Source organism: Pseudoalteromonas sp. KJ63-1 (assembly GCF_055808145.1).
Genome location: NZ_CM147855.1, coordinates 2287035 through 2313811 on the forward strand (window position 1 = coordinate 2287035; position 26777 = coordinate 2313811).

Genomic DNA, 26777 nt, shown 5'->3' on the forward strand with positions numbered 1-26777 from the left:
CATGTAATCAGTAAAGCTGAAATTTACGCTACTCTATGCTCTTGTTCCGTAGAAGGCAAGTTCATAAATTTTGCTAGGATACGTGCTAGCGTATCGCGCATTTCTCGACGGTCAATAATCATGTCGATTGCGCCGTGCTCTAATAAAAACTCACTACGTTGGAAACCCTCTGGCAGTGTTTCACGCACGGTTTGTTCGATAACACGCGGACCGGCAAAACCAATCAATGCTTTTGGCTCTGCAACATTAATATCACCAAGCATTGCCAATGATGCTGATACGCCACCCATTGTTGGGTCAGTCATTACCGAGATGAACGGTAGGCCTTTTTCGGTCATTTTAGCCAATGCAGCACTGGTTTTAGCCATTTGCATAAGTGACATTAGGGCTTCTTGCATACGTGCACCGCCCGATGCAGAAAAACAAATCAGCGGCATATTATGCTCTAAACATTGGTCAACCGCATCAACAAAGCGAGCACCTACAACCGATGCCATTGAGCCACCCATAAATGAGAATTCAAATGCAACTGCAGCAACAGGAATACCTTTTAGGTTTCCTTTCATTGCAACCAGTGCGTCTTTTTCACCGCTTGACTTTTGAGCTGCATTAATACGATCTGAGTATTTTTTAGAGTCTCTAAATTTAAGCACATCTTTGGGTTCGTGTTGAGCGCCTAATTCATGACGGTCACCGTCATCTAAAAATTGTTCAAGACGCTTACGACCACTAACACGCATATGATGGTCGCACTTAGGGCATACATTTAGTGATTTTTCTAATTCTGCTTTATATAAAATTGAATCACATGACGTACATTTAGCCCATACACCTTCTGGAATTTCTTTACGACCTGAAGATTTAGTCGTTTTTGGTAAGATTTTTTCTAGCCAACTCATTTGCAACTCTCTTAATGCTGTTCTGTGTCGCGAGTCTACATGTTAACCATGCAAACAAATTTTTCCAATTAAAACATGAATTACGCTATCACGGTATAAAAAACTGGTCTTAGTAGTTAGCACTACGAATAATAGCGTATAAAAATAACCACCTGATTACCTTTTAAATATCGGTATCGGCTAAAAACAATGGCCCCAACGGCGTTCTAGGAATATTAAAGTGTTCTGGGTAATCAACATCTACTAAATATAAACCCGCCGCTTTTGCTGTGGCGCTCGCTTTGGCCCGCTCTTTAACATCTAACAGCTCTTTTAACCAAATTGGTTCATGTTTATGTAAACCGATATCCATTAAACACCCGGTAATATTACGTACCATATGATGCAAAAACGCATTGGCTTTAATATCAATAATGACATAAGCACCTTGGCGCTGTACCGATAAATGATGAATCGTTCGCGTTGCCGTATTAGCTTGGCAGTGAAGCGCTCTAAACGAGGTGAAATCGTGCTCACCTAATAAATATTGGCAAGCCTGCTGCATTTTCACTTCATCTAAAGGATGATGAAAATGGGTAACACCTTCATTTAATACCGCACCACGAAATGCATAATTATAAATAACATAACGATAACGACGAGCAGTTGCACTAAAACGAGCATGAAAGTCTTCAACCACTGGCTGGGCAAAACGAATAGCAATGTCTTTTGGTAATAAGGTATTCATGCCTAATGTAAAGGCCACCATTTCACGCTCAGCATGGGTATCAAAATGCACAACTTGACCAGTGCCATGCACGCCGGCATCGGTGCGCCCTGCACATACAATTTCAACCGGATGATTACAAATGCGCGACAACGCTTTTTCTACTTCTTGTTGTACGCTATTTACATGAGATTGACGCTGCCAACCACTGTAACGCGCGCCGTTGTATTCTACTCCAAGTGCTACTCGCATAATTACTGCTTTACCTACTGTGCTAATCGACGCTGCATTTTATGCTATATGGCGTTCCAATAAAAGCAGCGAACTAAGGTTCCTAACTATGCGATACAAAAAACCCGTTATTAGTGTTAGCCAATAACGGGTTTTAGTGCTTAATTATCCTTTCCAGGATTAGCTATTGTTAGTTTTTCAGCTTAGCTTTTAGATTTTGTGCTTCTTCTTGCACATCGTCTGGGCCATTATTAATAATCTCATCTAAGATTTTAACTGCCGAGTCAGCATCATCAATTTCTATATATGCGTGAGCAAGGTCAAGCTTGGCCGAATAACCGCCACTTTGCGTATCAACATCCATAGGATTATCACCAGCAAGTAATGAATCATAGTCACCCAAACCAACATCCATATCGACGTCGGTGTAAGGTTCATGATCTATATCCGCTTCATCACTTTGCTCTAGTAATGCGTCAATATCAACAAAGTCATCTTGTTCTAATGGCTCAGTAACTCCAGGTTGCTCAATGGGTGCTTGCAACGATGGTGCTTTATCGTCAGCTAAATCTTCGTTAAGTAAACTATTAAAATCAACATCAAACTCACTGCTGTCGCTTAAATCAACATCATCAGGTTCAGCCAACTCATTCAATAATGAATCAAAATCTGTTTGTGTTAAATCAGCCATGAACTCGTCATCTAGCTCATCATCTGAAATCATTTCTGACTCTGATGGTACTGAGGTTTGCGTTAAATCAGCTTCACGATCAGCATTTGTTTGCTCATCGGTAAATTCTGCTGACTCTGTTAACGCATCAAGTTGATCATCATCAAAATCATCGTTAGTGCTAACAGCCTGCTCATCGTCAGTTTGTTCAATCAGGTCTGTAGACTCTGAAACTTCATTATCTAGAGCTTGCTCTATATCTAACTCTGAAAACTCAGTATTAAGTAATAGCTCATCATCAAAATCATCTTCTAGGCTATCGAGGTCGTTACCTGCTGATAAAGCATTAGCGAGATCTTGCTCTGCCTGACTAGGTGACATACCTGTAGCATCGCCATCTAAATTATCACCTTGTAGCTCTTCTGGAGTTAGTGATTGTTGCTCCTCATCTGATAAAGGCAGTTCATCATCAAACTCTAACTCAGGATACTCCTCAAGCTCTTCACTTGGGGTGATTATTTCAGGCTCATATAGCTCATCGTCTTCTGTCGATAAATCGTTGCTCTGGATATCGCCAGCAAGCGGGTCATCGCCTAAATCAATTTCTTCTTCATCGAGATCATCGTCTAAGTCATCAATTGACCAATCAGGTACTTGTTCATCTTCATCGCCTGTTTGCTCAAGCTCGCTTAAAAGGTCATCAACACTTTTGAAGTTTTCATCATTGTATTCGTCAAGTGCATCTTCTGGGTCGAGTAAAGTAGAAGACGTATCGGTAAAATCATCTTCTGATCCAACATCGAGCTCTGGTTCAACTTCAAGCTCTGCTTCAAGCTCTGGCTCAGCTTCAAGTTCTGGTTCTGCTTCAAGCTCTGGCTCTGCTTCAAGTTCAGGCTCAGCTTCAAGTTCTGGCTCTACTTCAGGTTCAGGCTCTACTTCAAGTTCTGGTTCTGCTTCAAGCTCTGGTTCTGCTTCAAGCTCAGGCTCTGCTTCAAGTTCAGACTCTGCTTCAAGCTCAGGCTCTGCTTCAGGCTCAGGCTCTACTTCAAGTTCTGGCTCAGCTTCAAGTTCTGGCTCTACTTCAGGTTCAGGCTCTACTTCAAGTTCTGGTTCTGCTTCAAGCTCTGGTTCTGCTTCAAGTTCAGACTCTGCTTCAAGTTCAGACTCTGCTTCAAGTTCAGACTCTGCTTCAAATTCAGACTCTGCTGCAAGTTCAGGCTCTACTTCAACTTCTGGCTCAGCTTCAACTTCTGGCTCAGCTTCAAGCTCTGGTTCTACTTCAAGTTCTGGCTCTGCTTCAACTTCTGGCTCAGCTTCAAGCTCTGGTTCTACTTCAAGTTCTGGCTCTGCTTCAAGTTCTGGCTCTGCTTCAGGTTCAGGCTCTACTTCAATCTCAGGTTCTGCTTCAAGTTCAGACTCTGCTTCAAGCTCAGGCTCTGCTTCAAGCTGAGGTTCGGCTTCAAGTTCAGGCTCTGCTTCAAGTTCAGGCTCAGCTTCTGGTTCAGGTTGCTCGTCTAAGCCATCGACTGACCAATCAGGTGTTTCTACATAATCATCACTTGTTTGTTCTAACTCACTCAGTAAATCATCAACGCTATCAAGGTTTTCATTGTTGTACTCATCAAGCGCGTCTTCTGGATCGAGTAAATTAGAAGACGTATCGGTAAAATCACCTTCTGATCCAACATCAAGTTCAGACTCTGCTTTAAGCTCTGGTTCTGATTCAAGTTCAGGCTCTACTGTAACTTCTGGCTCAGCTGCAACTTCTGGCTCTACTGCAATTTCTGACTCAGCTTCAATTTCTGGATCAGCTGCAACCTCTGGCTCAGCTGCAACTTCTGGCTCAGCTGCAATTTCAGGCTCTGCTGCAATTTCTGGATCAGCTTCAATTTCTGGATCAGCTGCAACCTCTGGCTCAGCTTCAAGTTCTGGCTCAGCTTCAGGTTCAGGCTCTACTGCAACTTCTGGCTCAGCTTCAACTTCTGGCTCAGCTTCAACTTCTGGCTCAGCTGCAACTTCTGGCTCAGCTGCAACTTCTGGCTCAGCTGCAACTTCTGGCTCAGCTGCAACTTCTGGCTCAGCTTCAACTTCTGGCTCAGCTGCAACTTCTGGCTCACCTTCAATTTCAGGCTCAGCTTCAGGTTCAGGCTCAACTTCAAGCTCTGACTCTACTTCAATTTCAGGCTCTGCTTCAAGTTCAGGCTTTGCTGCAACTTCTGGCTCTGCTGCAACTTCTGGCTCAGCTTCAACTTCTGGCTCAGCTGCAACCTCTGGCTCAGCTTCAACTTCTGGCTCTGTTGCAATTTCTGGCTCAGCTGCAACCTCTGGCTCAGCAAAAGATGAAGCGATAGATTCTACATCTTCACTATTTAACTCTTCTTGCGCGTCAGTTAAATCTTCGATTGAGTCCGCCAATGCATGATCTATTTCAGAATCATGAACATCACTTTCAGGTTGTTCTGCATCAAGCAATTGGTCAATATCAACTTCATCGTCTTCATCAACTAGGCTATCGATATCAGGCTCTTCAATTTGAGCCTCAGTAGCTGGTTGCTCAGCATCGAGCAATTCATCAATATCAACTTCATCGTCTTCTTCAACTAAGCTGTCGATGTCTGGCTCTTCGCTTTGAGTTTCAGTAGCTGGTTGCTCGGCATCGAGCAAATCATCAATATCAACTTCATCGTCTTCATCAACTAGGCTGTCGATATCTGCCTCTTGCGTTGCAGTTTCAGTATCCGGTTGCTCGGCATCGAGCAATTCATCAATATCAACTTCATCGTCTTCATCAACTAAGCTGTCTATGTCTGGCTCTTCAGTTTGAGCTTCAGTAGTTGGTTGCTCAGCATCGAGCAATTGGTCAATATCAACTTCATCGTCTTCTTCAACTAGGCTGTCGATGTCTGGCTCTTCGCTTTGAGTTTCAGTAGCCGATTGCTCGGCATCGAGCAAGTCGTCAATATCAAACTCATCGCCTTCTTCTCCTAAACTGTCGATATCAGGCTCTTTGCTTTGAGTCTCAGCCTCCGGTTGCTCAGCATCAAGCAGGTCGTCAATATCAAACTCGTTATCTTCTTCAACTAGACTATCGATATCAGGTTCTTCGCTTTGAGCTTCAGCTGCTGGTTGCTCAGCATCGAGTAAACTGTCTATATCAAACTCATCGTCATCATCAGCTTGTGCTGTTACATCATCTGCTTGTTCATTATTCTCATCAAGCAAGTCGTCAATGTTAAAGTCTTCGCCCTCTTCAGCAAGTTCTTCACTAAGTGCTGCCATATCATCATTCGATTCACCTTTAGGTTCATCTGGCAGAGCATCGTCATCTTCTTCGTCAAACAAGCTATCTAAGTCATCCGAACTTAAAATGTCATCTGACTCATCAAGGTCGATAGCATCACCTGTATCATCGCCATCGGAACTATCAAAGTCCTGTTGCATGAAAACATCAAGTTCATCGTCTTCAGTATTTTCGTCTTCAAAAACAACATCATCATTGAGTAAGCTTTCTAACTCATCTTGATCTAGTAGACTGTCATCATCGAGATCATCATTAAATGCCACATCATCATCGAGTAACACGTCATCCATGTTGTCATCTAATTGCACGCTTATATCATCAAGCGGATCGGGAGCTGGCGCTTCTTCTTCAAGAATGGGCTCTGGCTCTTCATTTATTGGATCAGTAAATGCTGGAGCTTGAGGAATAAACTCATCATCGTCACTTTCAGGCTCTTGATTATTACTACGCTTGCGCAACCACATAACAACGGCAAAAATGATCAATAAAGCCGGAATAGTCATTAATAAAATCAGCACCAGAGGGTTCGAAAGTAATGCGGCAAAGCTAAATTCACTCTCTTGCTCTACCTCTTTTAATTTTTGCTGTGCAATAATCTCATTTTGCTTAAGGATTAATTCTTTTAATTGTTGCTGTATTTCACTGTCTTGACCAAGCTGTAAGCGAACGTTTTCTAACTCGTTTGAAATACCTGTAAGCTGTTTTTTAAGATTGTTGTTTTCAACTAAAATCTCTTCTACGTTACCTACTGAACTTTTAAACTGCTGCTGAAGCTCAACTAATTTATTACCTTGATCTGTTTTTATCGCTTTTAATTCTTGTTGTAATTCTTTTTTTGCTTCATCAACATCAGCTTTGCGAGCTTGCGTTACTTGTGTTTGTGCTGAGTTAATTTCTGCTTGCGTTAACGTGCCATTTTTCTTTTTTTCCCACAGGTCATCATCTTGCTCAGAACGCTGCTTAGCTAATTGTGGGTTTACTCGTCTGATTTCTGCCAAAGTAGGTATCTTTAAATAAGAACCGCTTCGCATATGATTTAAATTTTGTTCTAAAAATGAGTTGGGGTTTTTGTTATACAAGGCCTGCATAACTTGGTAAATGCTAACTGAATTATCAGGACGAACCTTAACGGCAATGCGCCAAAGTGTATCGGTTGGTTTTATTGGTCCAATAGAACGCCCCTGTGCGCCGTAATCTGCGCCTTTAGGCCCTCTTAATTGGGTACTGTCTTGAGAGTAAACAGTCGTTACCATCAGTGCAGACGCTAATATAATAAGTGAAACGAAACCGCGCATGCTGATCCTTTAATGTTTAAATGTTAACACAGCGCTTTAAATTGGCGCTTAAACATTGATTATTCTTGCCGTTGTTAGCCACGTGGCTAACGCACATTTTTATTACAATCTATTTTTATTGCAAGCTCTATTCCAGTTACAAACTATAAACCAGTTAAGCCATAATATCCATCGCAACGCATTGAAAATAAATACCTTAAACATCTAGATAAAAATAATTTTATGTTGTTTATCAAAGTGTTTACACAGCTGTTGGTTATAAGTGGCAAAAAAATGGCAATTAAAGCACAAAAAAACGGCAAACCACTTAGGTTTGCCGTTTATTGGATTATCACTATCTTCAGGCTAATTACATGTAATTAGCAATGAGTTCTTCTGCTATTTGCACACTGTTGGTTGCAGCCCCTTTACGGGTGTTATCACTTACTACCCACATATTTAATCCATGTGGGTGTGAAATATCGGCACGTAAACGGCCAATGTAAACAGTGTCGTTACCACTGGCATCTGAGACAGCCGTTGGATAATCACCCGCATCATCAATTAGCTCAACACCCGGTGCATCGCTCAATAATTGCTTAACATGCTCAAAGTCATAAGGCATACGCGTTTCTATATTAATTGACTCAGAATGACCGAAAAACACCGGTACACGAACACAAGTCGGGTTTACTGCTATGCTCGTATCGCCTAAAATTTTATGCGTTTCGTTTACCATTTTCATTTCTTCGCGTGTGTAGCCATTATCTTCAAAGCTATCGATTTGCGGTATTACATTAAACGCAATTTGCTTAGGAAAAATGTCGTTTTCCATTGGGCGCGCATTCATTAAGTTGGCTGTTTGTTTTGCTAGTTCATCAACCGCTTCTTTGCCTGCACCCGACACTGCTTGGTAGGTTGAAACGTTAATACGATCAATACCGTAGGCATCATAAATAGGTTTAAGCGCAAGCATCATTTGAATAGTTGAACAATTAGGATTTGCGATTATATTGCGGTTTCTAAAATCAGCTAAACTCGCTGCATTCACTTCTGGCACAATCAGCGGTACTTCAAAGTCATTTCTAAAATGTGAGGTGTTATCAATAACAATACAGCCAGCGTCTGCAGCAATTGGCGCGTACTTTTCAGACACACTACCACCTGCAGAAAATAGGCCGATATGCGCTTGGCTAAAATCAAAGCCTTCAACATCGCGTACTTCTATGCTCTCACCACGAAACTTTATATCTTCGCCAGCACTGCGGCTGCTTGCTAATAAAAACAGCTGATCGACCGGAAATTTACGATCTTCTAGAGTTTCAATGATTTGACGACCTACAAGGCCGGTAGCGCCGAGTACGGCAACATTATATTTTTGCGACATATTTCATCCTCTGTAAGCACGGTTAAAACAACCGCGCTAATTAAATTAGTTTGCTGTGGTAAAGCCAAGCTGGGCAAGTACGGCAAGCTCAGTGCTATCACCTTCAACCATCACAGTGCTAAATTCACGGCGGGTTGGATAGTTTTTTCGTAAGCTGTCAAAGCCCTCATCGGCTAGGTGGCGCAGTAAAATGCCATCATCGCGACGAACATCGTAAGTTAAGTGCACTAAGCGAGCGATGTCTACCTCAGTAAAACTTGGCGCAAGGGTAACGCGTCCAATGGCTGCTGGTGGTAAAAAATCGCTGAGTGACTTATTTGCCTCCACCCCTTTGAGTTCACATAAGCGCTGGTACAACATTTTCGTACCTCGCGCTTTACCCTCAAGGGTATGCCCTGCAATGTGAACACTGGCATAGCGCACGTGCTCAAGTAATTCAGTTAAAATGTTAGGTTCATTTTCCCAAACATCCAGCACTAAATCGAGCTCTGCTCCTGCTTCCATCACTTCAAGTAAGGCTTGGTTATCAATCACATCGCCTCGGCTAGCATTGATTAAAGTCAGCCCAGATTTAAGTTTAGTTAAGCGTGTTTTATCAAGCATGTGTAAGGTTTTGTGCTTACCCGTTTTAACTAACGGCACATGAAAAGTGACAATATCTGACTGCGCTAGTAACTCATCAAGCTCAACATGCTCGGTTAATAGCCCTTGCTCATGCTTAATTGGGTCGCACAATAGTAAATTAACGTTAAGCGCTTTTAATTTTTGCGCGAGGCAACTGCCAATATTACCTACACCCACAATACCGATTGTTTTACCGCTTAACGGGCTGGCATTTTCTTGGCTTAATGCAAATAAGCTACTTATTACATACTCAGCTACGGCTATGGCATTACAGCCAGGCGCACTGGTAAAATCAATATTTTTTGCGTTGAGTAAATCGGTATCAATATGATCAACACCAATCGTAGCGGTACCTACAAAGCTTAACTTGTTCGCCTGTGCTAATAGTTCACTGTTAACTTGAGTAACAGAGCGGGTAAGCAGTACATCAACGTCGATAAGTTGTTCAGGGGTTAATTGCCTGCCATCAAATCGTTCAACCTTACCCATATCTTTAAAGAATTGCTCAACTAAAGGCATATTTTGATCGGCAAGAATTTTCATTGTGAGTCCGTTTGGCGAAATGAGGCGCTATTGTAACGAACAACCCCCTATTAGCACAAACGAAAAAGCCGAGCATTTTGCTCGGCTTTAAAATAGTTAAAGGTTAACTTAACCTTTGTATTTGCTCATTACTAGCGTGGCATTGGTACCGCCAAAACCAAAGCTATTAGACATAACCGTGTTTAGTTCAACGTCTTTTGCTTCAGTTACAATATTCAAGCCTGCCGCTTGTTCATCTAACTCATCAATATTGATAGATGGCGCAACAAAACCGTGCTCAAGCATTAATAATGAAAAGATAGCTTCGTGTACACCAGCCGCACCTAGTGCATGGCCTGTCATTGCTTTAGTGGCACTGATCATTGGCGAATTACCACCAAATACTTCTTGAATAGCGCCAAGCTCTTTAACATCACCTACCGGTGTTGATGTACCGTGGGTATTTAAGTAATCAATGCTGTCAACGTTTTGCATAGCTTGACGCATACAACGTGCTGCACCCTCGCCCGATGGGGCAACCATGTCGTAACCGTCAGAGGTTGCGCCGTAACCGGTAATTTCAGCGTAAATATGCGCGCCACGAGCAAGTGCATGTTCAAGTTCTTCAACTACCACAATACCGCCACCAGCTGAAATTACAAAACCATCGCGGTTTGCATCGTAAGTACGTGATGCTTTTTCAGGTGTGTCGTTGTATTTAGTAGAAAGCGCGCCCATAGCGTCAAATTCCATTGCTAACGTCCAGTGAAGTTCTTCACCGCCGCCTGCAAAAATAACGTCTTGTTTGCCTAATTGAATTTGTTCCACCGCGTGGCCAATACAATGCGCAGAAGTTGCACACGCAGAACTTATAGAGTAGTTAACACCTTTAATTTTAAACGGTGTTGCTAAACATGCAGAGGTGGTACTTGCCATAGTACGTGGCACCATGTAAGGACCAACGCGCTTAACGCCTTTTTCACGAAGAATATCAGCCGCTTCTACTTGCCATTTTGATGAGCCACCGCCAGAGCCAACTAATAAACCAGTACGCTCGTTTGATACTTGCTCGTCGCTAAGACCCGCATCTTCAATCGCTTGCGCCATTGAAATATAAGAGTAAGCCGCCGCATCGCCCATAAAGCGCATTGCTTTACGATCGACATGCTCTTTAACATCAATATCAATTTTACCTGATACATTGCTACGCAATTTGTAATCAGCAAATTCTTGATTAAAAGCAATGCCACTTTTACCCGCTTTTAGTGACTCTAATACTTCTTGTTTATTATTGCCGATGCTTGATACAACACCGATGCCTGTTATTACGGCTCTTCTCATGGGTAATTCCCTTAGCTTAATACTTAATTGTGTTCTATTTTACGCGAATTTAATCATCTAAGTGGTCAGCTTTCTAGCGTACACTTGTACTCTGAAGCTACAGCTTATAAATAACGCCAGACTATTTCAAAGAAAACACGTAAAATAATTAAAAAATTATCTATAAATTGAATTGGTCATGATAAAAAACGCCCATATACACTTTAACGACTTAGGCACACCGGTTGCCAATGACTTTGACGATGTTTATTTTTCTAATGACGATGGCCTTGCCGAATCGCATTATGTGTTTTATCAACAAAACAGTATAGATACACGGTTACAAAATCATGACCGTGAACACTTTGTTATTGCCGAAACCGGTTTTGGTACTGGGCTTAACTTTTTAAATGCATGGCTGCAGTTTTCTGACCACTTACAGTGCTCACAAGTTCAAAATGAACAGCCAAATAAAGTGCAACGATTACATTTTATTTCTTTTGAAAAATATCCACTTAGCGTAAATGATTTAAAACAAGCCTTGCAAGCTTGGCCTAGTTTAAGCCATTTAAGCAAGCAGCTCGTTGCCCACTATCCGATTAATTTAAATGGCTGCCATCGGTTAGAGTTTGCCAATGGTCGTGTAGTACTCGACCTCTATTTTGACGACGTACTGGAATGTATTAATAGCATGAGCTACCCACAAAGCGGGCTGGTTGATGCGTGGTTTTTAGATGGCTTTGCGCCAAGTAAAAACCCCGATATGTGGCAGCAGAGTGTATTTAACGCCATGGTTGATATTTCTAGATGCAATGCCACATTAGCCACGTTTACCGCTGCGGGCTTTGTGCGCAGAGGACTAAACGAGGCAGGCTTTAGCATGCAAAAAGCCAAAGGCTTTGGCCGAAAGCGTGAGATGCTAATTGGCACACTCGCTCAAGCCAACCCAAAACAATCAGCCCCCGCCTATTTTGAACATCACCCCTCTTCGCTTTCAAGTGTGGCTGTTATTGGCGGTGGTATAGCGAGCAGTTGCATCCTTTATAGCCTCGCAAAGCGTGGGATAAAAAGCCACTTATTTTGCCAAGATGAAAAACCCGCAATGGGTGCATCGCACAATGTGCAAGGGGCTGTGTATCCGCACTTACAAGCAAAAAACTCCCCACATAGTGAATTATTTGCCCACAGTTTTTTATACGCAAAGCGGCTTTATAATCAGTTACTCAACAATGGCTTTTTGTTTGATCACCAGTGGTGTGGTGTACTGCAACATGCAGTAAAACAGCCATTGGCAGATCGCCATCAAAACCTCGCTGATAAACAACTGTGGCCAGAGCAGCTAATGCGAAATGTGACTGCTGATGAGGGTGATGCTATCGCTGGGGTTAAAACAGGTTACTCAGGAGTGTTTTTTGAACAAGGCGGCTGGGTTAATCCCCCGCAGTTAGTTTATGCAATGTTAGATGCCGCACAGCAATTAAATTCGTTTGAAAGCCTATTTAACTGCCATATTGAGCAATTTAATAAACAACCCGATGGTTGGTACTTAACCACGCAAAAGCAAACATTTGGCCCCTTTAGCGATGTGATTATTTGTACTGGTGAGCACAGTGATGCATTTACGCAAACCAAAACACTTCCCATTGTTGGCGTTCGCGGCCAAGTGTCACATGTTCAAGCAAGCGAGCAATCACGTAAACTTAATACCGTGTTGTGTCACAAAGGCTATTTCACTCCCGCTTATTTAGATCACCATTGTATGGGCGCCACCTTTGAAAAAAATAGCAAAAGCCGTGAAGTGACCGAGCAAGACAACCACACTAACCGCGAGCAATTACTGAGTTTTTATAACAACACTGAATTTGCCACCAGCTTAGGCGATATTAGCTCAGCCAAAGCCGCTGTTCGCTGTAGTTTTATTGACCACTTACCTATGGCCGGTGAATGGGTGGAGCAAACTGATTATATACATGCATTTGCTAATTTACGTTTAGGCAAGCGCTATCAATATCAGCCGTTAGAAAAGCCACAACAGGGCCTACATATGTTCACCGGCTTTGGCGCGCGAGCATTATGCAGTGCACCGCTATCTGCCGAGCACTTAATTAGTAGTTTAAACAATGAACCTCGCCCACTAAGCGAGCGTGTGAGCCAAGCAATTCACCCAGGCCGTTTTATTGTTCGTGACCTTATTCGTAATAAAATTTAGAGGTAATAATACCTACAAAACCCTTTATTGTAATTATCAAGAACGCAATGTACGTATTAGCTTATACCACCGTAACTATGTAACCGAAGTAAGTATAAGGATCGACTAAAAGTTCTAAAAAACACCTTTAAAGCAGCTAATTTTAATACTCAGTTAAGTAATGACTTTTTAACTAATATGTTTATTTAAATTAGCTCATTTATATCCCATTTACCCTTTAAAAATAATTCCCTACCCCAAGGTCTGTTTGTACGAACAATCTTTACACTATATTGAGAAGGAATTAATTATGAGTAAGACTTTAATTATTGGCGCAAGTGGTCAAATTGGTAAAATGGCTACCAAACTACTTTTAGAAAATGAGCAAAATGTTGTTGCACTTGTAAGAGACAAAAGCAAATTGCATGATTTAGATAGCCCATTTTTAAGTATTGTTGAACAGGATTTAGAAGGTGACTTTTCAAATGCCATTAATGGCTGCGACCAAGTTATCTTTGCGGCAGGTTCCGGTGGAAGTACAGGCACAGATAAAACCGTACTTATTGATTTGTGGGCAGCGACAAGAGCGGCAACTTATTCTAAAAAGCAAGGTGTAAAACACTTTATTATGGTCAGCTCTATTGGCGCAGACGATCCAGATGCAATTCAAAGCGATTTAAAACCCTATTTAGTAGCTAAGCATATGGCAGATAGGCATTTAATTAATAGCGGGCTCAATTATACGATTGTACGTCCAGGCTCACTCACAAATGAGAATGCCTCAAAACTTATTTCTACCGAACGTCCCAAAGATCGCGATAAAGCAATCATTAGCCGTGAAAATGTAGCCCATGTTTTATTTACTATTGCCACAGAGCAAGGCAGCAATCGCTGCATATTTGAAGTATTTGATGGCGACAAACCAATAAAAGCCGCTATTAAGTAAACATTACACTCACCCCTTGCCATGCAAGCTGTATGGCAAGCAGGGTTAAAATAACTTTAAAAATAACCCTAAAACGCGCCACCGATAACTGCTTAAGTAACTTAATCCCTAACCATGTGCCAATGGCTCCGCTTAAAATCATCGCTAGTGTTAACGGCAACCATTGCCAAAAGCTAAAGCCAAGCCCCGCATAAACAACGGCTTTTAAACTATGCTGCAAGGTCATAATACTTGAAAAAGTCGCGGTAAATTTAAGCTTATCGTAATGATTAATATGTAAATAACTCGCTACCAAAGGCCCACTTGCTCCGACAAAAGTCGAGATAAATGCGGTTATTAAGCCCGCTAGTAAGCGCCCTAATCGTGAGTCTTTATTAAATTCAGGAATTGTTCCCCACAATAAATAAATCACAAATAAAGCCACAAACAGCTTCATGCTATCAAGGTTAATATCGCTTACTACTTGGCTTGATAGCCCCGGCCAATTAATCCACCCAGAGTAAAATACAACAACATCGGCTTATCAAGATGGGCAATACTTAACAACAACCGATTGGCATTAGAGCCCAACTGCACTAAACCATGAACCGGCACCACCACCGCCATAGGCATCACCGACGCCATTACCACCAACAGCATTAAACCACCGCCCGCACCAAAAGCCGCCGATACAAACGAAGTAAACCCCGCCAGTAAAATGAGTAACAGCGAAATTAAAGGGGAAATGTGTTCAGCTGTAAAAATATCCATATCTATGCCTGCTGTTAATCATTGACTCATGATACAAAAAATAGGCAAGTAAGCGACTAGTCTTTTAGTGGTATGGGGTTCGGGGTTCGGGGTTCGGGGTTCGGGGTTCGCAAGATAGACCAAAGCACAATAAATTCAATAATTTTAGCCATAAAAAAACCCGCGGCTTGACTGCTCAAGTTGCGGGTTTTTTAGGGTTTTTAAACAAACGAATTTAAAAACCGTTATTGGTGGGCTGGGGGAATTTGAACCCCCGTCCGAAAAGCCTCGATTATTACATGCAACCAGTAAAAAGAGGTACTTACTTGTAAATCATAAACTTAGTTACTTATAGTACCTTTTAAAGTCTTGTGTAATCTTTTAAGTTTGGGCATTATATGGGCATTATCGCTGGGCTAAACGGTACTACAACTACTTGTAGTCAAAAAGGCCTTTGCAGCATGTTAAAGATATAAATTAATTGCTACCCTAAAATTATTACTAGATGCATTAGCTATAACTGGTTGCTTTATTTAGCAGAAGCCAATTTAATTTAGAATAACATTGATAAAATTCGTGAAATAAGTTTAATGATAAAGGAATAACATTATGAATAGTAGTAAAACCACATTAGTTAAAAAAGAGAAACTAGTTGTTAATAGTAATCAAAAAGCACAACTTAGTGATTATGAGTTAAGTAAAATAGCCTCAAGAATTGAAGATGAAGTAAGCGCAAGCCAAAATACTAAAGCGACAGTTAAAATTTTTGAAGTGGAGTAAAGTATATGGATATACGCGTTTTTGTAAGTGAAGAAGTAAAAACAAGCTCCTCACAACCAGTATTAAAAAAAATTGTTGATGAATTTAAATTATACAAAAGTGGACAAGGAAGGCCAGCCCACTTTGGTCGAGATGTACCTTATGACTTTCCATTTTCAGTCAGAGAGTCAGGGCTTGCTCATGTTCACTTAAAAGATTCAACATCAAAAAATTGGCATTTGAAAAAAGTATCATTTAGCAAAACGAGCAATACAGCTTTAATTTACTGCCAAGGTGCTGTTCAGAAAAACTGTTACTTCCTAATCTCAATTTTAGAAAATGCACATGAAACATATCGAGTTAAACCTTTATATTTAGAGTACTTAGCAGAGAGAGCTGAAGTGTTTAGAGAAAAATTTTAAATAGGGAGTATTTATGAAAAATATCAATTGGTTTACTGATGAACCATCAGAAATAGGTCTTCACTTTGTAGCTGTAAAATATGGTGAAGGAGCTGGCACATTCGATTTTATAGAGTGGAATGGTACTGAATGGTTAACTGAATATGAAGGTGAAGTTATCGCATACACTACACTGGAGGGTTTAATAAGAGATAGCGATATTGCATGGCCTGAAGAAATAAAAGAAGTGACTACCAAAACAGACTCAAACTTAGACACTAGCAGCCTATGGGAAGAGATGTAAAGAAAAAGTTTAATAAAGCATATGGGGTTAATATAAATCCTGATTTATATCTTTATCTTAATGAAACAGGTTTCGAGCAAACGATGCAATTAACACAGGGCCAAATATTACTTTTTGATGGTCATTCCATGAAAAATAATTGGCGCACTCTGGGAGTTAATTGGCTTATTGATGAACATAATAAAGATGCCGCACTTCAAATACCAGATATTGCAGGATTAGGCTCTACGTCTTATGTTTTATGTTTTATGTTTTATGTTTTATGTTTTATGTTTTATGTTTTATGTTTTATGTTTTATGTTTTATGTTTTATCAAAAGAAGTTAAAGCAATAATGGAACCTAGTTTAGGAGACAATATTGAGCATCTTAATTGCGATTTAAATGGTGAAACTTGGTACGCGCTAAACCTCATTGGTTTTGAAGATGCTTTAAACCACGAACTTACTGAACATAATTATAATAAACGGGGTGAAATCAAGATGATAAAACCGTTTAAGCGCTTAGTAATAGACAAGTCAAAAATAGAAAATACAGCTTTATTTCGCACGAAAGAAACGGGATTAAGTTATATAACTACAGATGCAAAAAATAGTTTTTACTCTTTAGTTAAAGAACATAATCTTACTGGAATTGAATTTCATGAGATAGAAGTTGTTTAATATCACAACTAATGGTCAATTATTCTAATTCATGGAGCATAGATTTAAGCTTGTCGATTTAATAATGTTAACTTATAAATCTAGCTCCTCATATACCTAGGCGTTAAAATGGAAAGAAATCAATTCACTTTCATGCAAATGAACACACCTTCTCATCTACTATATGCATATGATGAGCTTGCACTCACAATTAAGAAAAAAGCACGAATGCCTGATGTGGACAATATTTTCTCTGTTTCTTATGACAAACATGAGCTTAGTGGGGAGTTTATAGGGCTAAATTTGGCTTTAATGAATATGAATGCAGCGATTTTAGAAGGGAGCCTTCGCTCTCTACTTTGTGAAGTAATCCAACGTAATTCCGAATCCTTAGGAGAGCATTCCATAGCTAATTCTGCTGAGTCTGAATATTTAATATTAACTCGATCTTATGACCTACTTAAGCGTTTTCAAGAAGATGTTGAGTTTCAAGGTGGGTGGGATAAGCTAAAACGTCAGTATAAAGAATATTTAGGGGTCAACCTCGATAGTATTCTAGATAAAGAAAAAACGTTGGCAATAAACTCTATTTTTACACTTAGGAATATCGCAGCTCATGGAACCAGCTACATTATTCCCAAGGATACTTTAACTGACGATGATAAAGGAACTTACCTCTTTAAATGGCAATCGAAGACTCAATCATTAACCGTTTATACAAAAAAAATATTTCAGTCAGACGTGCTTACAGCTTTAACACACCCGTGTTTCGCATGTCATTATATGGATCTGATAAAGGAACTTATAGAATGTATTTTTAGAGAAGACCTTCCACCTAATGCTAAATTGCTTCTCGATAATATTCGTTCGTATTCATTTGGCTATAGAAATTTTGGTCCTGTAGTGCTTGAAAAATAGCTACAAAACATTATACATAGAAGCTCTTGTAAGCTTCTATGTAGTGGCCTATTTTTTCAAAATGATAACAATTTTATTTAACATTCAATACAAAGCACGGTCAAGTTATCGTTATATCTATTTTAAAAGCCAATTTTAGGACCTAATCTAACTGCATCCTCTAAATGGCTTGGCGCAAAGTGCGCGTAAACCATAGTTTGCTCAACCTTTGCATGGCCAAGTATTTGCTGTAACACTAAAATATTACCTCCGTTCATCATAAAATGACTTGCAAAAGTATGCCTTAAAACATGACTACATTGCCCTTTTAGCAAATTAATATCTGTTTTATTTACCGCCCTTTCAAATGCCTTTCTACAATCAGCAAATAATTACCCTGACTTTTTAGGGAGCTAATTAAACAACTGCACTCGTTTAGCGGCTGTTTAATATTAAACGGGTGAATTGACCTGCCAATACCCTGTTTTCTTAGCGCCAATACGAGTTATCAAACCTGCGTCTTTCAAAAACTTTACTCGCCTTTCAATAGTGCTTTGAGACTTACCACATTTTTCAGCAAGCTGTGCATTAGTTTTATAGCGGTCTTGTTGAATAAATATCAAAATATCTTTATCAAGCTTAGAGAGTTTTAAACCTTCATTTAAACCGTCATTTAAACCGTCATCTGACGTTATATTATTCGCCTCTGAAATTGCGTCATAAATCATCTGCAACATAAACTCTATAAAAGGAGCGCTATCGGTTTGTTGCGTGCTTTGGCGGATCGCTAAGTAGTAATTGTCTTGGTGTTGATAAACCATACTTTCTACAGGAATATTTATGAACACTTCATGCCACTTAGACAAGATTAGCGTTTGCCATAAACGCCCCATTCGGCCATTACCGTCAGAAAAAGGATGAATAAACTCAAACTCGTAGTGAAATACACAACTTGCAACAAGTGGATGAACATCACTACTTTCTAGCCATTCTAATAGGTCAGTCATTAATTTTGGCACACGTGTGGCTTGTGGTGCCATGTGTACAACTTGCTCTCCTGACATTACCCCCACTCCTTCTTGACGATACATACCTGCATCTTTGACTAAACCTTTCATCATCAGCAGATGTGCTGCAAGTAGATGAGTACCATTTTCGGGTTGCCATTGAGGGAGCGATTCGTAAGTACTAATTGCATTATGCGCTTCTTGCACTTCTTTAGGTGGTGCAATAACACGCTTACCATCGAGTATCGCGGTGATTTGCTGCTGTGTGAGCGTACTGCCTTCAATCGCGAGTGAGCCTTGTACTGTTCGCATTCGATTTACTTTACGCAAACGAAGTAGTTTCTCTTGCTCTTGCTGCACTGTTAGGCGACCTATAGACTCACTAATTTGAGCCACTAAAGACAGAGTTTTGTTTGATAAAGTAAAAGGCGGTAAATAGTTAGGCATTATTATAATTCATTGCTTAGGTGTTAGGGGTTTAATAGCACGCATTAAAATAGCACCTTAAAACTCAATTTGTACAGTAAGCAATCAGCTTTTGTAAAACTATGTTTATAAAAAAACCCGCAAGGCTCGAATTAACTAGCGTTGCGGGTTTTTTAGGGTTTTTAAACAAACGAATTTAAAAACCGTTATTGGTGGAGCTGGGGGGATTTGAACCCCCGTCCGAAAAGCCTCGACCGTCGGTACTACATGTTTAGTATTGTCATTTAATTAACCTTTAAATCCCGGACAAACACGGTAGATAAAGGCGAGGCCGCTTAGTTTTAACGCTTCAACCCCGGCCAGGGTTTCCGTCGCGATCAGGTGTTAGGGTGACACTCCAAAATCCAGTCCACAAGAATACATGGAAGGAGCGCTAGCCAGCCTAAGCTGCTAGAGAGTAGTTATCGTCGTTTGCGATTACTTTAAATTGCGGCTTTTTTACGAGGCAAACCGCACCTCGACATGCACCTCGGGCTTCTTGAATTCCGTCGAATCCTAATCAGCCCCTGAATAAGGTTACTCATTCAGAGTGTGCAAGCAGTATAACCGAGTAACCTACGAATACTCAACACCTTAGGCGTTTTATTTTATTGGTTGGTTAATCATGCATCAAACACACATGTAAATGTAAAATATTGGACAGTTAAGAAACAATTACTTAACAATCATGGTGCTTTATGCTCAAATGCAAGGCTAGACCTTGGTCTAATAAATTATAAAAAATAATAACAGACATATTACCTAGAGGATTTATAAATGTCGGTTTTTTCTTTTGATGAGCAAACGGGGTATATCTCTTTAGTTTTACACCCTCATGTTTCAGGTTTAGCCTCAACAGCAACACAGCTTATTGAATTAATTGGCCAGTCAGAATATTGCGAGTGTGAGGTTATTGCTAGCAATATTGGTAAGCTGTTTGCTCAAAGTAATACCGAAGAACCCACCTCTTTAGTGATTGCTCAAGCCATTGATGCAAAGCTAACCATAAACATCGATGAAAAAAACATGCTCGTTGAAGCTACCCTAGTTACTGCCAAGGGCGGTAAATTGCTTAGCATGGAACAAGCGATTGAAGAGTTAACACAAGCAGGCATTGTAAAAGGCATTAGCTCTCATGCATTAGAACAGTTATTGGCACAACAGTTTGAACACCCCTCAGGAAGCACGCATTGCGCCGAAGTCGCTTTTGGTCGCGCGCCTAAAGTGGGTAACGATGCCAAATTTGTGCGTCTTTGCTGCACAGCGCAAGACCGCGTACTTAGCCCGCAAGCTAAGGGCGGTGGTAAAGTCGATATGAGAAACCTAGGTGATATTATTACTGTAAAACCGGGATGTGAACTAATGCGACGTATTCCTGCAACACCCGGTGTTGATGGGTTTACTGTATTTGATGATGTAATAACTGCTCCTCCCGGTAAAGAGCATAAATTACAACCCTTTGACGGCACTAAAATTGCGCCCGATAACCCTAATTTATTAATTGCGGATTGTACTGGCGTACCGGTTGCCCTTCCCCGTGGTATGCGTGTTGATGATGTTTTATGTTTTCACAATATTGACCCAAGTACCGGCCATGTTGAATTTGATGGCAGCGTTATTGTCAGCGGTGATATAAAAGATGGCATGCGCGTGACTGCCACTGGCGATATTACTGTTTTAGGTTTTGTTGAATCGGCACAACTAAAAAGTGATAGCGCCATCACAATAGTAAAGGGTGCAATTGGTCGTAAGCGAGAAGCCGATGAGCCATTCACCTGTTCTATTTTCGCTAAACGAACCATTGCGCTTGGTTACTCTCAATACTGCGACATAAAAACGGAGCAAAACTTATTAATAGATCGCCAATCATTACATTGTGACTTGAGTGCCGGAAATCTAATTAGAGTGGGCAGTGCAAAAGATCCCAAAGGTAAAATTATTGGTGGCCATATTCTTGATGCAATGCGCATTGAAACAGGCGAATTAGGGGCGCCAGCAGGGACTAAAACACGAGTTTGCATCGCCCAGCGCTGGTACGTACTAAAACAAAAACAAGCGCAAATCACCGATTTTGAAAAAGTTTTAATTAGTAAGTCAATTGAGCTGCAGCAAGCGCGCCAGCGAATTAATAAACAGGTTGCAAGTTCACAGCGTCAGCAGTTTTTAGATAAAATAATAACTAATGAAGAACACATAGCAAACCGAAGCGCTAGTATCAATCAGCAAAAGCAGTTGCTAAGAAAGAAAATGGCGCAGCTGTTAGCGCTCAGCCGTTTAAAAGTTAATGAGCTTCTGCATCCTGGGGTGGAGCTTAAAATTGCACGAGAATCAATTAGCTTTTCTCGTAATTACCCACCGCATTTAATCACTCATAGTGAAGGTAAAATAACCCAATCGTTTTAATTAAACTAATTAAAAATGGCTCAGCTCACAAAGTAAGTATTCACTATTGTTAACTGAGTTTTTATTGGTTGCTTGCTTCGTCTTCGCTTTGTTGTGTTTCATCTATAGCAAGTGGCCAACCACCTAGTTGCTGCCAACGATTAACAATTAAACAATACAGTTCAGCAGTGCGCTCTGTATCGTATAACGCTGAATGTGCTTGTTTGTTATCAAACTCTATTCCTGCTGCTCGGCACGCTTTAGCTAATACTGTTTGCCCTAATGCCAAACCAGCAAGTGATGTGGTATCAAAACTAACAAACGGATGAAATGGTGTGCGCTTGATATTATTACGCTCAATAGCCGCATTTAAAAAACCATGATCAAAAGCGGCATTATGAGCAACCACCACAGAGCGCTGACACCCTGCGGCTTTTTGCGCTTTGCGCACTACTTTACAAATTTCTTTAATCGCCTCTTCTTCAGGGACTGCCCCTCGAAGTGCTGAAAAAGGCTCAATCCCATTAAACTCAATGGCAGCTTGCTCAATGTTTGCACCCTCAAACGGTTGCACATGAAAATGAACGGTATGATCGATACTAAGCAGACCTTCATCATCCATTTTTAAAACGGATACTGCAATTTCTAATAATGCGTCAGTTTCTTTGTTAAAACCGGCGGTTTCAACATCAATAACCACTGGAAAAAAGCCTCGAAAGCGTTGCGCGAAAAGTGTTTGCTCAGTATTTGCCATAGTATTCTTGGTTTATAGGGATTAGCTGTCTATTATGTCAAAATTGGTGGCCTGTCGGCTAGGAGATTTATTGATTAATTGCAGATAAACTATAGGCATGTTACTTGCTTAGTAATTAGGGTCTGTTGCGTAGTATTTTATGGTTTTTGTCACTTTTTTGGCAGAGCTAGATAACTGGAGAGTTCTCGATGAAGTTTAAGTTGTTATTTATTAGCCTAGGTATTAGTAGTGTGCTGTGTAGTTTGAATACAACTGCGGCGATGCGCCAGTACACGGCTAACCAAGATAATTCAAATTGGAACTTAGTTAAAACGACTCGCTTACAATGCCAATTAAATCATGAAGTTCCCTACTATGGTGAAGCCGTTTTTAAAGCATCAGCCAGTAAAAATAAAGATCTTACTTTTAATTTAGACATGGTCGTGCGCCCAGAAAATTACGCGATAGCTGGTTTAAAAGCGGTGCCACCTAGCTGGCGAGCAGGCCGCCCTGCCCGTGATATTGCTGATATGAAATTACTTAAAAAGTTTGATGGTGAATTAGGTAATAAAACAGCATGGGAAATGCTTACTGAGCTTGAAAAAGGCAACCAACCTACTTTTTACTACCAAGACTGGCAAAATAGTGCCGATAAAATAGCTGTGGGCATGTCTAATGTTAACTTTAAGCAAGCGTATTGGGCATTTTTACAGTGCCGAGACGAATTGCTGCCATACAATTTTGAAGATATTTCGTTCACTATAATGAACTATGAATCGAATAGCAGTAAGTTAACTAAGTCATCGCAGCAACGCCTTGATAAAATTGCTGAGTATTTAAAAAACGACCCCAGTATAGAGTCAATCAGTATTGCATCCTATACCGATAGTTATGGCGGTCGTTGGAATAACCTCGATTTATCTAGAACCCGTGCCAAGGCGATTAAAGATTACATGGTTAGCTTAGGTGTTGATGAAACTAAAGTGGTTACTGAAGGCTTTGGTGAAAAACGCTTTGTAGACACCAATGATAATATTTTAGGCCGTGATAAAAACCGTCGCTTGGTAATTCAAATAGCAAAAATGTAAGTTAAGCTCCCTCCTTTAATGGCCGAATGTGTAATTTAAGCACTTTCGGTCAATACCTATCATTTTAATCATATATATTGTGCGTAACCAATAATCAGTCTATTTAGTTATTAACATTTGGCTTTTTATTTTTTAATTATATTAATGACTTAAATTACATCAGTAAAATATCACTGCTTTTTAAATACAGTTGTAAATAGAAGATTACATTTTATTTTGTCTCTTTTATGACAAAACTATTTAAGTTTTACACAACTAGTTATATCTTGCGTGTCTCTCACGTTTGATCAGGATCATTAAGTGCTTAAAAATAAAACAATAGGTAGCATGTTAATTGTTGCAGGAACTACCATAGGCGCAGGTATGCTTGCCCTACCAATTGCCTCTGCCGGGCTTGGGTTTAATACGGCAATGGTGTTAATTGTCGGCTGTTGGTTACTTATGACCTACACTGCTTTACTTATGTTGGAGCTGCATCAATATGCCCCTCGCGATGCCACTTTAAATACACTGGCTAAGCTTTGGCTTGGTAAACGTGGCCAGTATGTGGCTAACTTTTCGATGATATTCTTATTTTATGCACTGTGCGCTGCTTACATAGCAGGTGGTGGTGCTCAACTACAAGAGCGCATTAATACTGGGTTTAATCTTAGTATTGCTCCACAATTAGGCTCAGTTATTTTAGCCGTGCTAATTGCAGGCGTGGTGACTTTAGGCACTAGTAAAGTAGATAAGCTTAACCGAGTACTATTTAGTGTAAAAATAGTGGTTTTGGCTAGCTTGTTTTATATGCTAACACCTTATGTACATGGCCAACATTTGTTGGAAATGCCTGTTGAGCAAGGGCTGATACTATCGGCTATTCCGGTGGTATTTACCTCTTTTGGTTTTCATGGCTCTATTCCTTCTATTGTTAAATACGTCGGGCTTGATATAAAAACCTTGCGCAAAGTTATGATTGCAGGCGCCTCTTTACCACTGGTTATTTATGTATTTTGGCAAGTATTAAGCCAAGGCATAATGAGCCAAGAGCAATTACTACAAAGCGAAGGGTTAACTGGGTTTGTAGCCAGTGTGGCCAATATTGCCAATAACGCCAATGTCTCTACTGCGGTTAAATTGTTTGCTGACTTAGCCCTAGCAACATCATTTTTAGGGGTGAGCTTGGGGTTATTTGACTTTTTTGCTGACACATTTAAAAAAGCAGATACGGGCACAGATAGAATTAAAACAGCACTTATTACTTTTGTGCCTCCTCTTGGATTTGCTTTGTTTTACCCGCAAGGCTTTATTATGGCATTAGGCTATGCAGCCATTGCTTTGGTTATATTGGCAGTATTTTTACCCGTTAGCATGGTGTACAAGCAGCGTCAGGGCGTTGAAAAAGAGGGCTATAAAGTACGCAGTGGTAACATTGGTTTGGCCATAGCCGCTTTGTGCGGTATTTCAATTATTAGTGCGCAATGCCTGCAAATGGCAGGCTTAATACCGGCAATAGGCTAATCTTTATAGTTGTTCTAACGTGTGCACCCCAATGATGATTTTGGGGTGCATACCATTAAAACAGCAATTATTAACGTTAAAATACTATCGCTTGCCCTCTTCCGCTTTGCTCAGATGCCGCATCTAATTTGCCATCATTATTAATAATCACGTGCATATCACCAAAGTGACGCTCATCCACTGTATAACCCATTTTTATTAGCTGTTGCTTGACTGAAACATCTAATCCCGAGTGCGCTCTAATTACATTTTTAGGCCATAACTGATGATGAAATCGCGGACTATTTACTACATCATCTGCGCTCATATTAAACTCAATTGCGTTGAGTATTGATTGATACACAGAGCTAATAATAGTGGTACCGCCGGGCGACCCTGTTACCATTTTCACCTGATTATTACTGAGTAAAATAGTTGGGGTCATAGAGCTTAGCATACGTTTATGCGGCTGAATTTCATTTGCTTTTCCGCCAATGGCGCCAAATACATTCATAACCCCAGGTTTAGCGCTAAAATCATCCATTTCATCATTGAGAATAAAGCCTGCGCCTTCTACGACCACGCCGCTACCAAACCCTAAATTAATAGTAGTGGTATTAGCAACTGCATTCCCCATGTTATCAACAATAGAAAAGTGGGTGGTTTGCTCGCTTTCTTTTAAACCTGGTTTAATATTTTCGGTAGTTGAAATGGCCTTTAAATCTATACTGTTGCTACGGTTTTTAAGATAATTTTCTGCAAGTAACTTAGCTGCAGGCACTTGGTAAAAATCAGGATCGCCCAAGTACTCTGCCCTATCAGCAAACACTCGCTTACCTATTTCAGCAAGTAAGTGCACATACCCAACTGAATTATGTGATGGTGCAGCTATGGGCTTTTTAAGCTCATACATTTTAAGCCATTGTAATATAGCAATACCGCCGGAGCTTGGTGGCGGTGAAGTAAGCACTTGATAGCCGTTCCAGTTTGCTTTTATAGGTGTGCGAGACTTTGCGCGGTAATTTTTTAAATCGTCTTGAGTAATAATACCGCCATGTTGCTTCATAAAGTTTGCGATGATCGTTGCAGTTTCACCTTGATAAAAGCCATCTTTACCATTATCGCGAATGCGTTTAAGTGTCGCTGCAAGTTCAGGTTGCTTAAAAAGCTTACCAGATGTAGCGCTTGCAAAATAATTGGCAAAGTTTACTTTAATGTTTTTATTGTTTAGATGTTCTATGTAGCCCTTAATTAACAGAGCCAACTTTTCAGGCACCACAAAACCTTGCTCTGCTAATGTTACCGCAGGCTGTACCAAGGTTTTCCAAGGTAGTGTGCCATGCTTCTTATGAGCCAACCACATACCAGCGACACTACCCGGTACACCGCTGGCATGAATACCATAAATAGACTTATTGGCAATAACTTGCCCTTGCTGGTCTAAATACATATCACGATGCGCGGCGTTCGGTGCAGTTTCACGGTAATCTATAAAATCACCTTGGCCATCCTTATGAATAAGCATAAACCCACCGCCGCCAATATTACCTGCCTCGGGGAGCGTAACGGCTAATACAAACTGAGCAGCAATAGCGGCATCAACCGCGTTACCCCCCTGCTCTAACACAGCTTTTGCAGCATGCGCACTAAAAGTGTCAGGCATGGCAACGGCGCTTTGTTTAGCCGCTACATTAAAAACACATAACTGTATTACCACAATACTACTGATAATTAGCTTGCGTGGTGAAAAAAGTGATCTCATCCCATATCCTTAGGTTATTTTTATAGATTGATGGCAAACATTAATGCACAGTAACAAACAT

Annotated in this window: 20 protein-coding genes, 1 other RNA gene and 2 pseudogenes; 11 read left to right on the plus strand and 12 right to left on the minus strand. The window is 40.5% G+C overall.

Annotation, left to right across the window (positions count from 1 at the left end; genetic code table 11):
- Nucleotides 1-23: 23 nt before the first annotated feature.
- The 6 genes from accD to fabB all read right to left on the minus strand — a co-directional run bounded on the left by accD (nucleotide 24) and on the right by fabB (nucleotide 10955).
- Entirely contained in the window at nucleotides 24-899 is an 876-nt protein-coding gene (accD, locus tag AC0L7Q_RS10925) for an acetyl-CoA carboxylase, carboxyltransferase subunit beta (protein ID WP_008111068.1), read from the minus strand.
- A 163-nt stretch (nucleotides 900-1062) separates the two neighbouring features.
- Nucleotides 1063-1857, minus strand: a complete 795-nt coding sequence (truA, locus tag AC0L7Q_RS10930) for a tRNA pseudouridine(38-40) synthase TruA (RefSeq protein WP_008111070.1) — start codon at nucleotides 1855-1857, stop codon at nucleotides 1063-1065.
- Between the two features lie 169 nt (nucleotides 1858-2026).
- Nucleotides 2027-7102: a FimV/HubP family polar landmark protein gene (locus AC0L7Q_RS10935; RefSeq protein ID WP_413402705.1), complete on the minus strand. Its 5076-nt coding sequence runs from the start codon at nucleotides 7100-7102 to the stop codon at nucleotides 2027-2029.
- 349 nt (nucleotides 7103-7451) lie between these two features.
- Nucleotides 7452-8468 (minus strand): aspartate-semialdehyde dehydrogenase, encoded by a 1017-nt coding sequence (locus AC0L7Q_RS10940; protein ID WP_076919196.1) that lies wholly within the window; start codon nucleotides 8466-8468, stop codon nucleotides 7452-7454.
- A gap of 45 nt (nucleotides 8469-8513) precedes the next feature.
- Complete coding sequence (locus tag AC0L7Q_RS10945) at nucleotides 8514-9635, minus strand: 4-phosphoerythronate dehydrogenase (protein ID WP_413402707.1); 1122 nt, start codon at nucleotides 9633-9635, stop codon at nucleotides 8514-8516.
- A 108-nt stretch (nucleotides 9636-9743) separates the two neighbouring features.
- On the minus strand, nucleotides 9744-10955 hold the full coding sequence (gene fabB / locus AC0L7Q_RS10950) for a beta-ketoacyl-ACP synthase I (RefSeq protein WP_010388041.1): 1212 nt from the start codon (nucleotides 10953-10955) through the stop codon (nucleotides 9744-9746).
- A gap of 178 nt (nucleotides 10956-11133) precedes the next feature.
- Between fabB and mnmC the strand changes: the two genes are divergently transcribed.
- Nucleotides 11134-13143: a bifunctional tRNA (5-methylaminomethyl-2-thiouridine)(34)-methyltransferase MnmC2/FAD-dependent 5-carboxymethylaminomethyl-2-thiouridine(34) oxidoreductase MnmC1 gene (gene mnmC, locus AC0L7Q_RS10955; RefSeq protein ID WP_413402709.1), complete on the plus strand. Its 2010-nt coding sequence runs from the start codon at nucleotides 11134-11136 to the stop codon at nucleotides 13141-13143.
- A gap of 289 nt (nucleotides 13144-13432) precedes the next feature.
- Complete coding sequence (locus AC0L7Q_RS10960; RefSeq protein ID WP_413402711.1) at nucleotides 13433-14068, plus strand: SDR family oxidoreductase; 636 nt, start codon at nucleotides 13433-13435, stop codon at nucleotides 14066-14068.
- Here AC0L7Q_RS10960 and AC0L7Q_RS10965 read toward each other — a convergent pair.
- Nucleotides 14061-14818, minus strand: a pseudogene (locus AC0L7Q_RS10965) (sulfite exporter TauE/SafE family protein). The gene AC0L7Q_RS10960 and the pseudogene AC0L7Q_RS10965 overlap by 8 nt on opposite strands.
- Before the next feature lie 588 nt (nucleotides 14819-15406).
- Between AC0L7Q_RS10965 and AC0L7Q_RS10970 the strand changes: the two are divergent.
- The 6 genes from AC0L7Q_RS10970 (at nucleotide 15407) to AC0L7Q_RS10995 (ending at nucleotide 17818) form a co-directional block, all read left to right on the plus strand.
- A complete protein-coding gene (locus tag AC0L7Q_RS10970; protein ID WP_409423556.1) occupies nucleotides 15407-15577 on the plus strand; it encodes a hypothetical protein in 171 nt (56 codons plus the stop codon).
- Between the two features lie 5 nt (nucleotides 15578-15582).
- A complete protein-coding gene (locus AC0L7Q_RS10975) occupies nucleotides 15583-15978 on the plus strand; it encodes a type II toxin-antitoxin system YafO family toxin (protein WP_138586221.1) in 396 nt (131 codons plus the stop codon).
- A 13-nt stretch (nucleotides 15979-15991) separates the two neighbouring features.
- The gene (locus AC0L7Q_RS10980) at nucleotides 15992-16261 is read left to right on the plus strand and encodes a hypothetical protein (protein WP_409423557.1); all 270 of its coding nucleotides are present in this window, start codon (nucleotides 15992-15994) and stop codon (nucleotides 16259-16261) included.
- A complete protein-coding gene (locus tag AC0L7Q_RS10985; RefSeq protein WP_409423558.1) occupies nucleotides 16246-16587 on the plus strand; it encodes a hypothetical protein in 342 nt (113 codons plus the stop codon). The genes AC0L7Q_RS10980 and AC0L7Q_RS10985 overlap by 16 nt, the downstream gene beginning before the upstream one ends.
- Before the next feature lie 7 nt (nucleotides 16588-16594).
- Nucleotides 16595-16921, plus strand: a complete 327-nt coding sequence (locus tag AC0L7Q_RS10990; RefSeq protein ID WP_409423559.1) for an imm11 family protein — start codon at nucleotides 16595-16597, stop codon at nucleotides 16919-16921.
- A gap of 108 nt (nucleotides 16922-17029) precedes the next feature.
- Nucleotides 17030-17818, plus strand: coding sequence for a hypothetical protein (locus AC0L7Q_RS10995; RefSeq protein WP_409423560.1), 789 nt, complete (start codon nucleotides 17030-17032; stop codon nucleotides 17816-17818).
- 122 nt (nucleotides 17819-17940) lie between these two features.
- Here the strand turns inward: AC0L7Q_RS10995 and AC0L7Q_RS11000 are convergent.
- The 3 genes and pseudogenes from AC0L7Q_RS11000 to ssrA all read right to left on the minus strand — a co-directional run.
- Nucleotides 17941-18189, minus strand: a pseudogene (locus AC0L7Q_RS11000) (tyrosine-type recombinase/integrase); the annotation flags it as partial.
- A 60-nt stretch (nucleotides 18190-18249) separates the two neighbouring features.
- Nucleotides 18250-19251, minus strand: coding sequence for a Fic family protein (locus AC0L7Q_RS11005; protein WP_409423561.1), 1002 nt, complete (start codon nucleotides 19249-19251; stop codon nucleotides 18250-18252).
- A 189-nt stretch (nucleotides 19252-19440) separates the two neighbouring features.
- Nucleotides 19441-19797: a transfer-messenger RNA gene (gene ssrA / locus AC0L7Q_RS11010) on the minus strand.
- 249 nt (nucleotides 19798-20046) lie between these two features.
- Here ssrA and AC0L7Q_RS11015 point away from each other — a divergent pair.
- Nucleotides 20047-21672 carry a DUF342 domain-containing protein gene (locus tag AC0L7Q_RS11015; protein WP_409423562.1) on the plus strand — a complete coding sequence of 542 codons (1626 nt, stop codon included), beginning with the start codon at nucleotides 20047-20049 and terminating at the stop codon, nucleotides 21670-21672.
- A 61-nt stretch (nucleotides 21673-21733) separates the two neighbouring features.
- Here AC0L7Q_RS11015 and rnt read toward each other — a convergent pair whose 3' ends face one another.
- The gene (gene rnt, locus AC0L7Q_RS11020) at nucleotides 21734-22405 is read right to left on the minus strand and encodes a ribonuclease T (protein ID WP_413402715.1); all 672 of its coding nucleotides are present in this window, start codon (nucleotides 22403-22405) and stop codon (nucleotides 21734-21736) included.
- A 188-nt stretch (nucleotides 22406-22593) separates the two neighbouring features.
- Between rnt and AC0L7Q_RS11025 the strand changes: the two genes are divergently transcribed.
- Together AC0L7Q_RS11025 and AC0L7Q_RS11030 are read left to right on the plus strand one after the other, a co-directional pair.
- Nucleotides 22594-23472 carry a flagellar protein MotY gene (locus AC0L7Q_RS11025; RefSeq protein WP_413402717.1) on the plus strand — a complete coding sequence of 293 codons (879 nt, stop codon included), beginning with the start codon at nucleotides 22594-22596 and terminating at the stop codon, nucleotides 23470-23472.
- Between the two features lie 300 nt (nucleotides 23473-23772).
- On the plus strand, nucleotides 23773-24975 hold the full coding sequence (locus AC0L7Q_RS11030; RefSeq protein WP_413402719.1) for an aromatic amino acid transport family protein: 1203 nt from the start codon (nucleotides 23773-23775) through the stop codon (nucleotides 24973-24975).
- A 76-nt stretch (nucleotides 24976-25051) separates the two neighbouring features.
- Here AC0L7Q_RS11030 and ggt read toward each other — a convergent pair whose 3' ends face one another.
- Nucleotides 25052-26716, minus strand: a complete 1665-nt coding sequence (gene ggt, locus AC0L7Q_RS11035; RefSeq protein WP_413402721.1) for a gamma-glutamyltransferase — start codon at nucleotides 26714-26716, stop codon at nucleotides 25052-25054.
- Between the last annotated feature and the right edge of the window lie 61 nt (nucleotides 26717-26777).

Coding starts and splice junctions, on each gene's coding strand:
- accD (WP_008111068.1), bottom strand. CDS start 899: ATGAGTTGGCTAGAAAAAATCTTACCAAAAACGACTAAATCTTCAGGT.
- truA (WP_008111070.1), bottom strand. CDS start 1,857: ATGCGAGTAGCACTTGGAGTAGAATACAACGGCGCGCGTTACAGTGGT.
- AC0L7Q_RS10935 (WP_413402705.1), bottom strand. CDS start 7,102: ATGCGCGGTTTCGTTTCACTTATTATATTAGCGTCTGCACTGATGGTA.
- AC0L7Q_RS10940 (WP_076919196.1), bottom strand. CDS start 8,468: ATGTCGCAAAAATATAATGTTGCCGTACTCGGCGCTACCGGCCTTGTA.
- AC0L7Q_RS10945 (WP_413402707.1), bottom strand. CDS start 9,635: ATGAAAATTCTTGCCGATCAAAATATGCCTTTAGTTGAGCAATTCTTT.
- fabB (WP_010388041.1), bottom strand. CDS start 10,955: ATGAGAAGAGCCGTAATAACAGGCATCGGTGTTGTATCAAGCATCGGC.
- mnmC (WP_413402709.1), top strand. CDS start 11,134: ATGATAAAAAACGCCCATATACACTTTAACGACTTAGGCACACCGGTT.
- AC0L7Q_RS10960 (WP_413402711.1), top strand. CDS start 13,433: ATGAGTAAGACTTTAATTATTGGCGCAAGTGGTCAAATTGGTAAAATG.
- AC0L7Q_RS10970 (WP_409423556.1), top strand. CDS start 15,407: ATGAATAGTAGTAAAACCACATTAGTTAAAAAAGAGAAACTAGTTGTT.
- AC0L7Q_RS10975 (WP_138586221.1), top strand. CDS start 15,583: ATGGATATACGCGTTTTTGTAAGTGAAGAAGTAAAAACAAGCTCCTCA.
- AC0L7Q_RS10980 (WP_409423557.1), top strand. CDS start 15,992: ATGAAAAATATCAATTGGTTTACTGATGAACCATCAGAAATAGGTCTT.
- AC0L7Q_RS10985 (WP_409423558.1), top strand. CDS start 16,246: ATGGGAAGAGATGTAAAGAAAAAGTTTAATAAAGCATATGGGGTTAAT.
- AC0L7Q_RS10990 (WP_409423559.1), top strand. CDS start 16,595: ATGGAACCTAGTTTAGGAGACAATATTGAGCATCTTAATTGCGATTTA.
- AC0L7Q_RS10995 (WP_409423560.1), top strand. CDS start 17,030: ATGGAAAGAAATCAATTCACTTTCATGCAAATGAACACACCTTCTCAT.
- AC0L7Q_RS11005 (WP_409423561.1), bottom strand. CDS start 19,251: ATGCCTAACTATTTACCGCCTTTTACTTTATCAAACAAAACTCTGTCT.
- AC0L7Q_RS11015 (WP_409423562.1), top strand. CDS start 20,047: ATGTCGGTTTTTTCTTTTGATGAGCAAACGGGGTATATCTCTTTAGTT.
- rnt (WP_413402715.1), bottom strand. CDS start 22,405: ATGGCAAATACTGAGCAAACACTTTTCGCGCAACGCTTTCGAGGCTTT.
- AC0L7Q_RS11025 (WP_413402717.1), top strand. CDS start 22,594: ATGAAGTTTAAGTTGTTATTTATTAGCCTAGGTATTAGTAGTGTGCTG.
- ggt (WP_413402721.1), bottom strand. CDS start 26,716: ATGAGATCACTTTTTTCACCACGCAAGCTAATTATCAGTAGTATTGTG.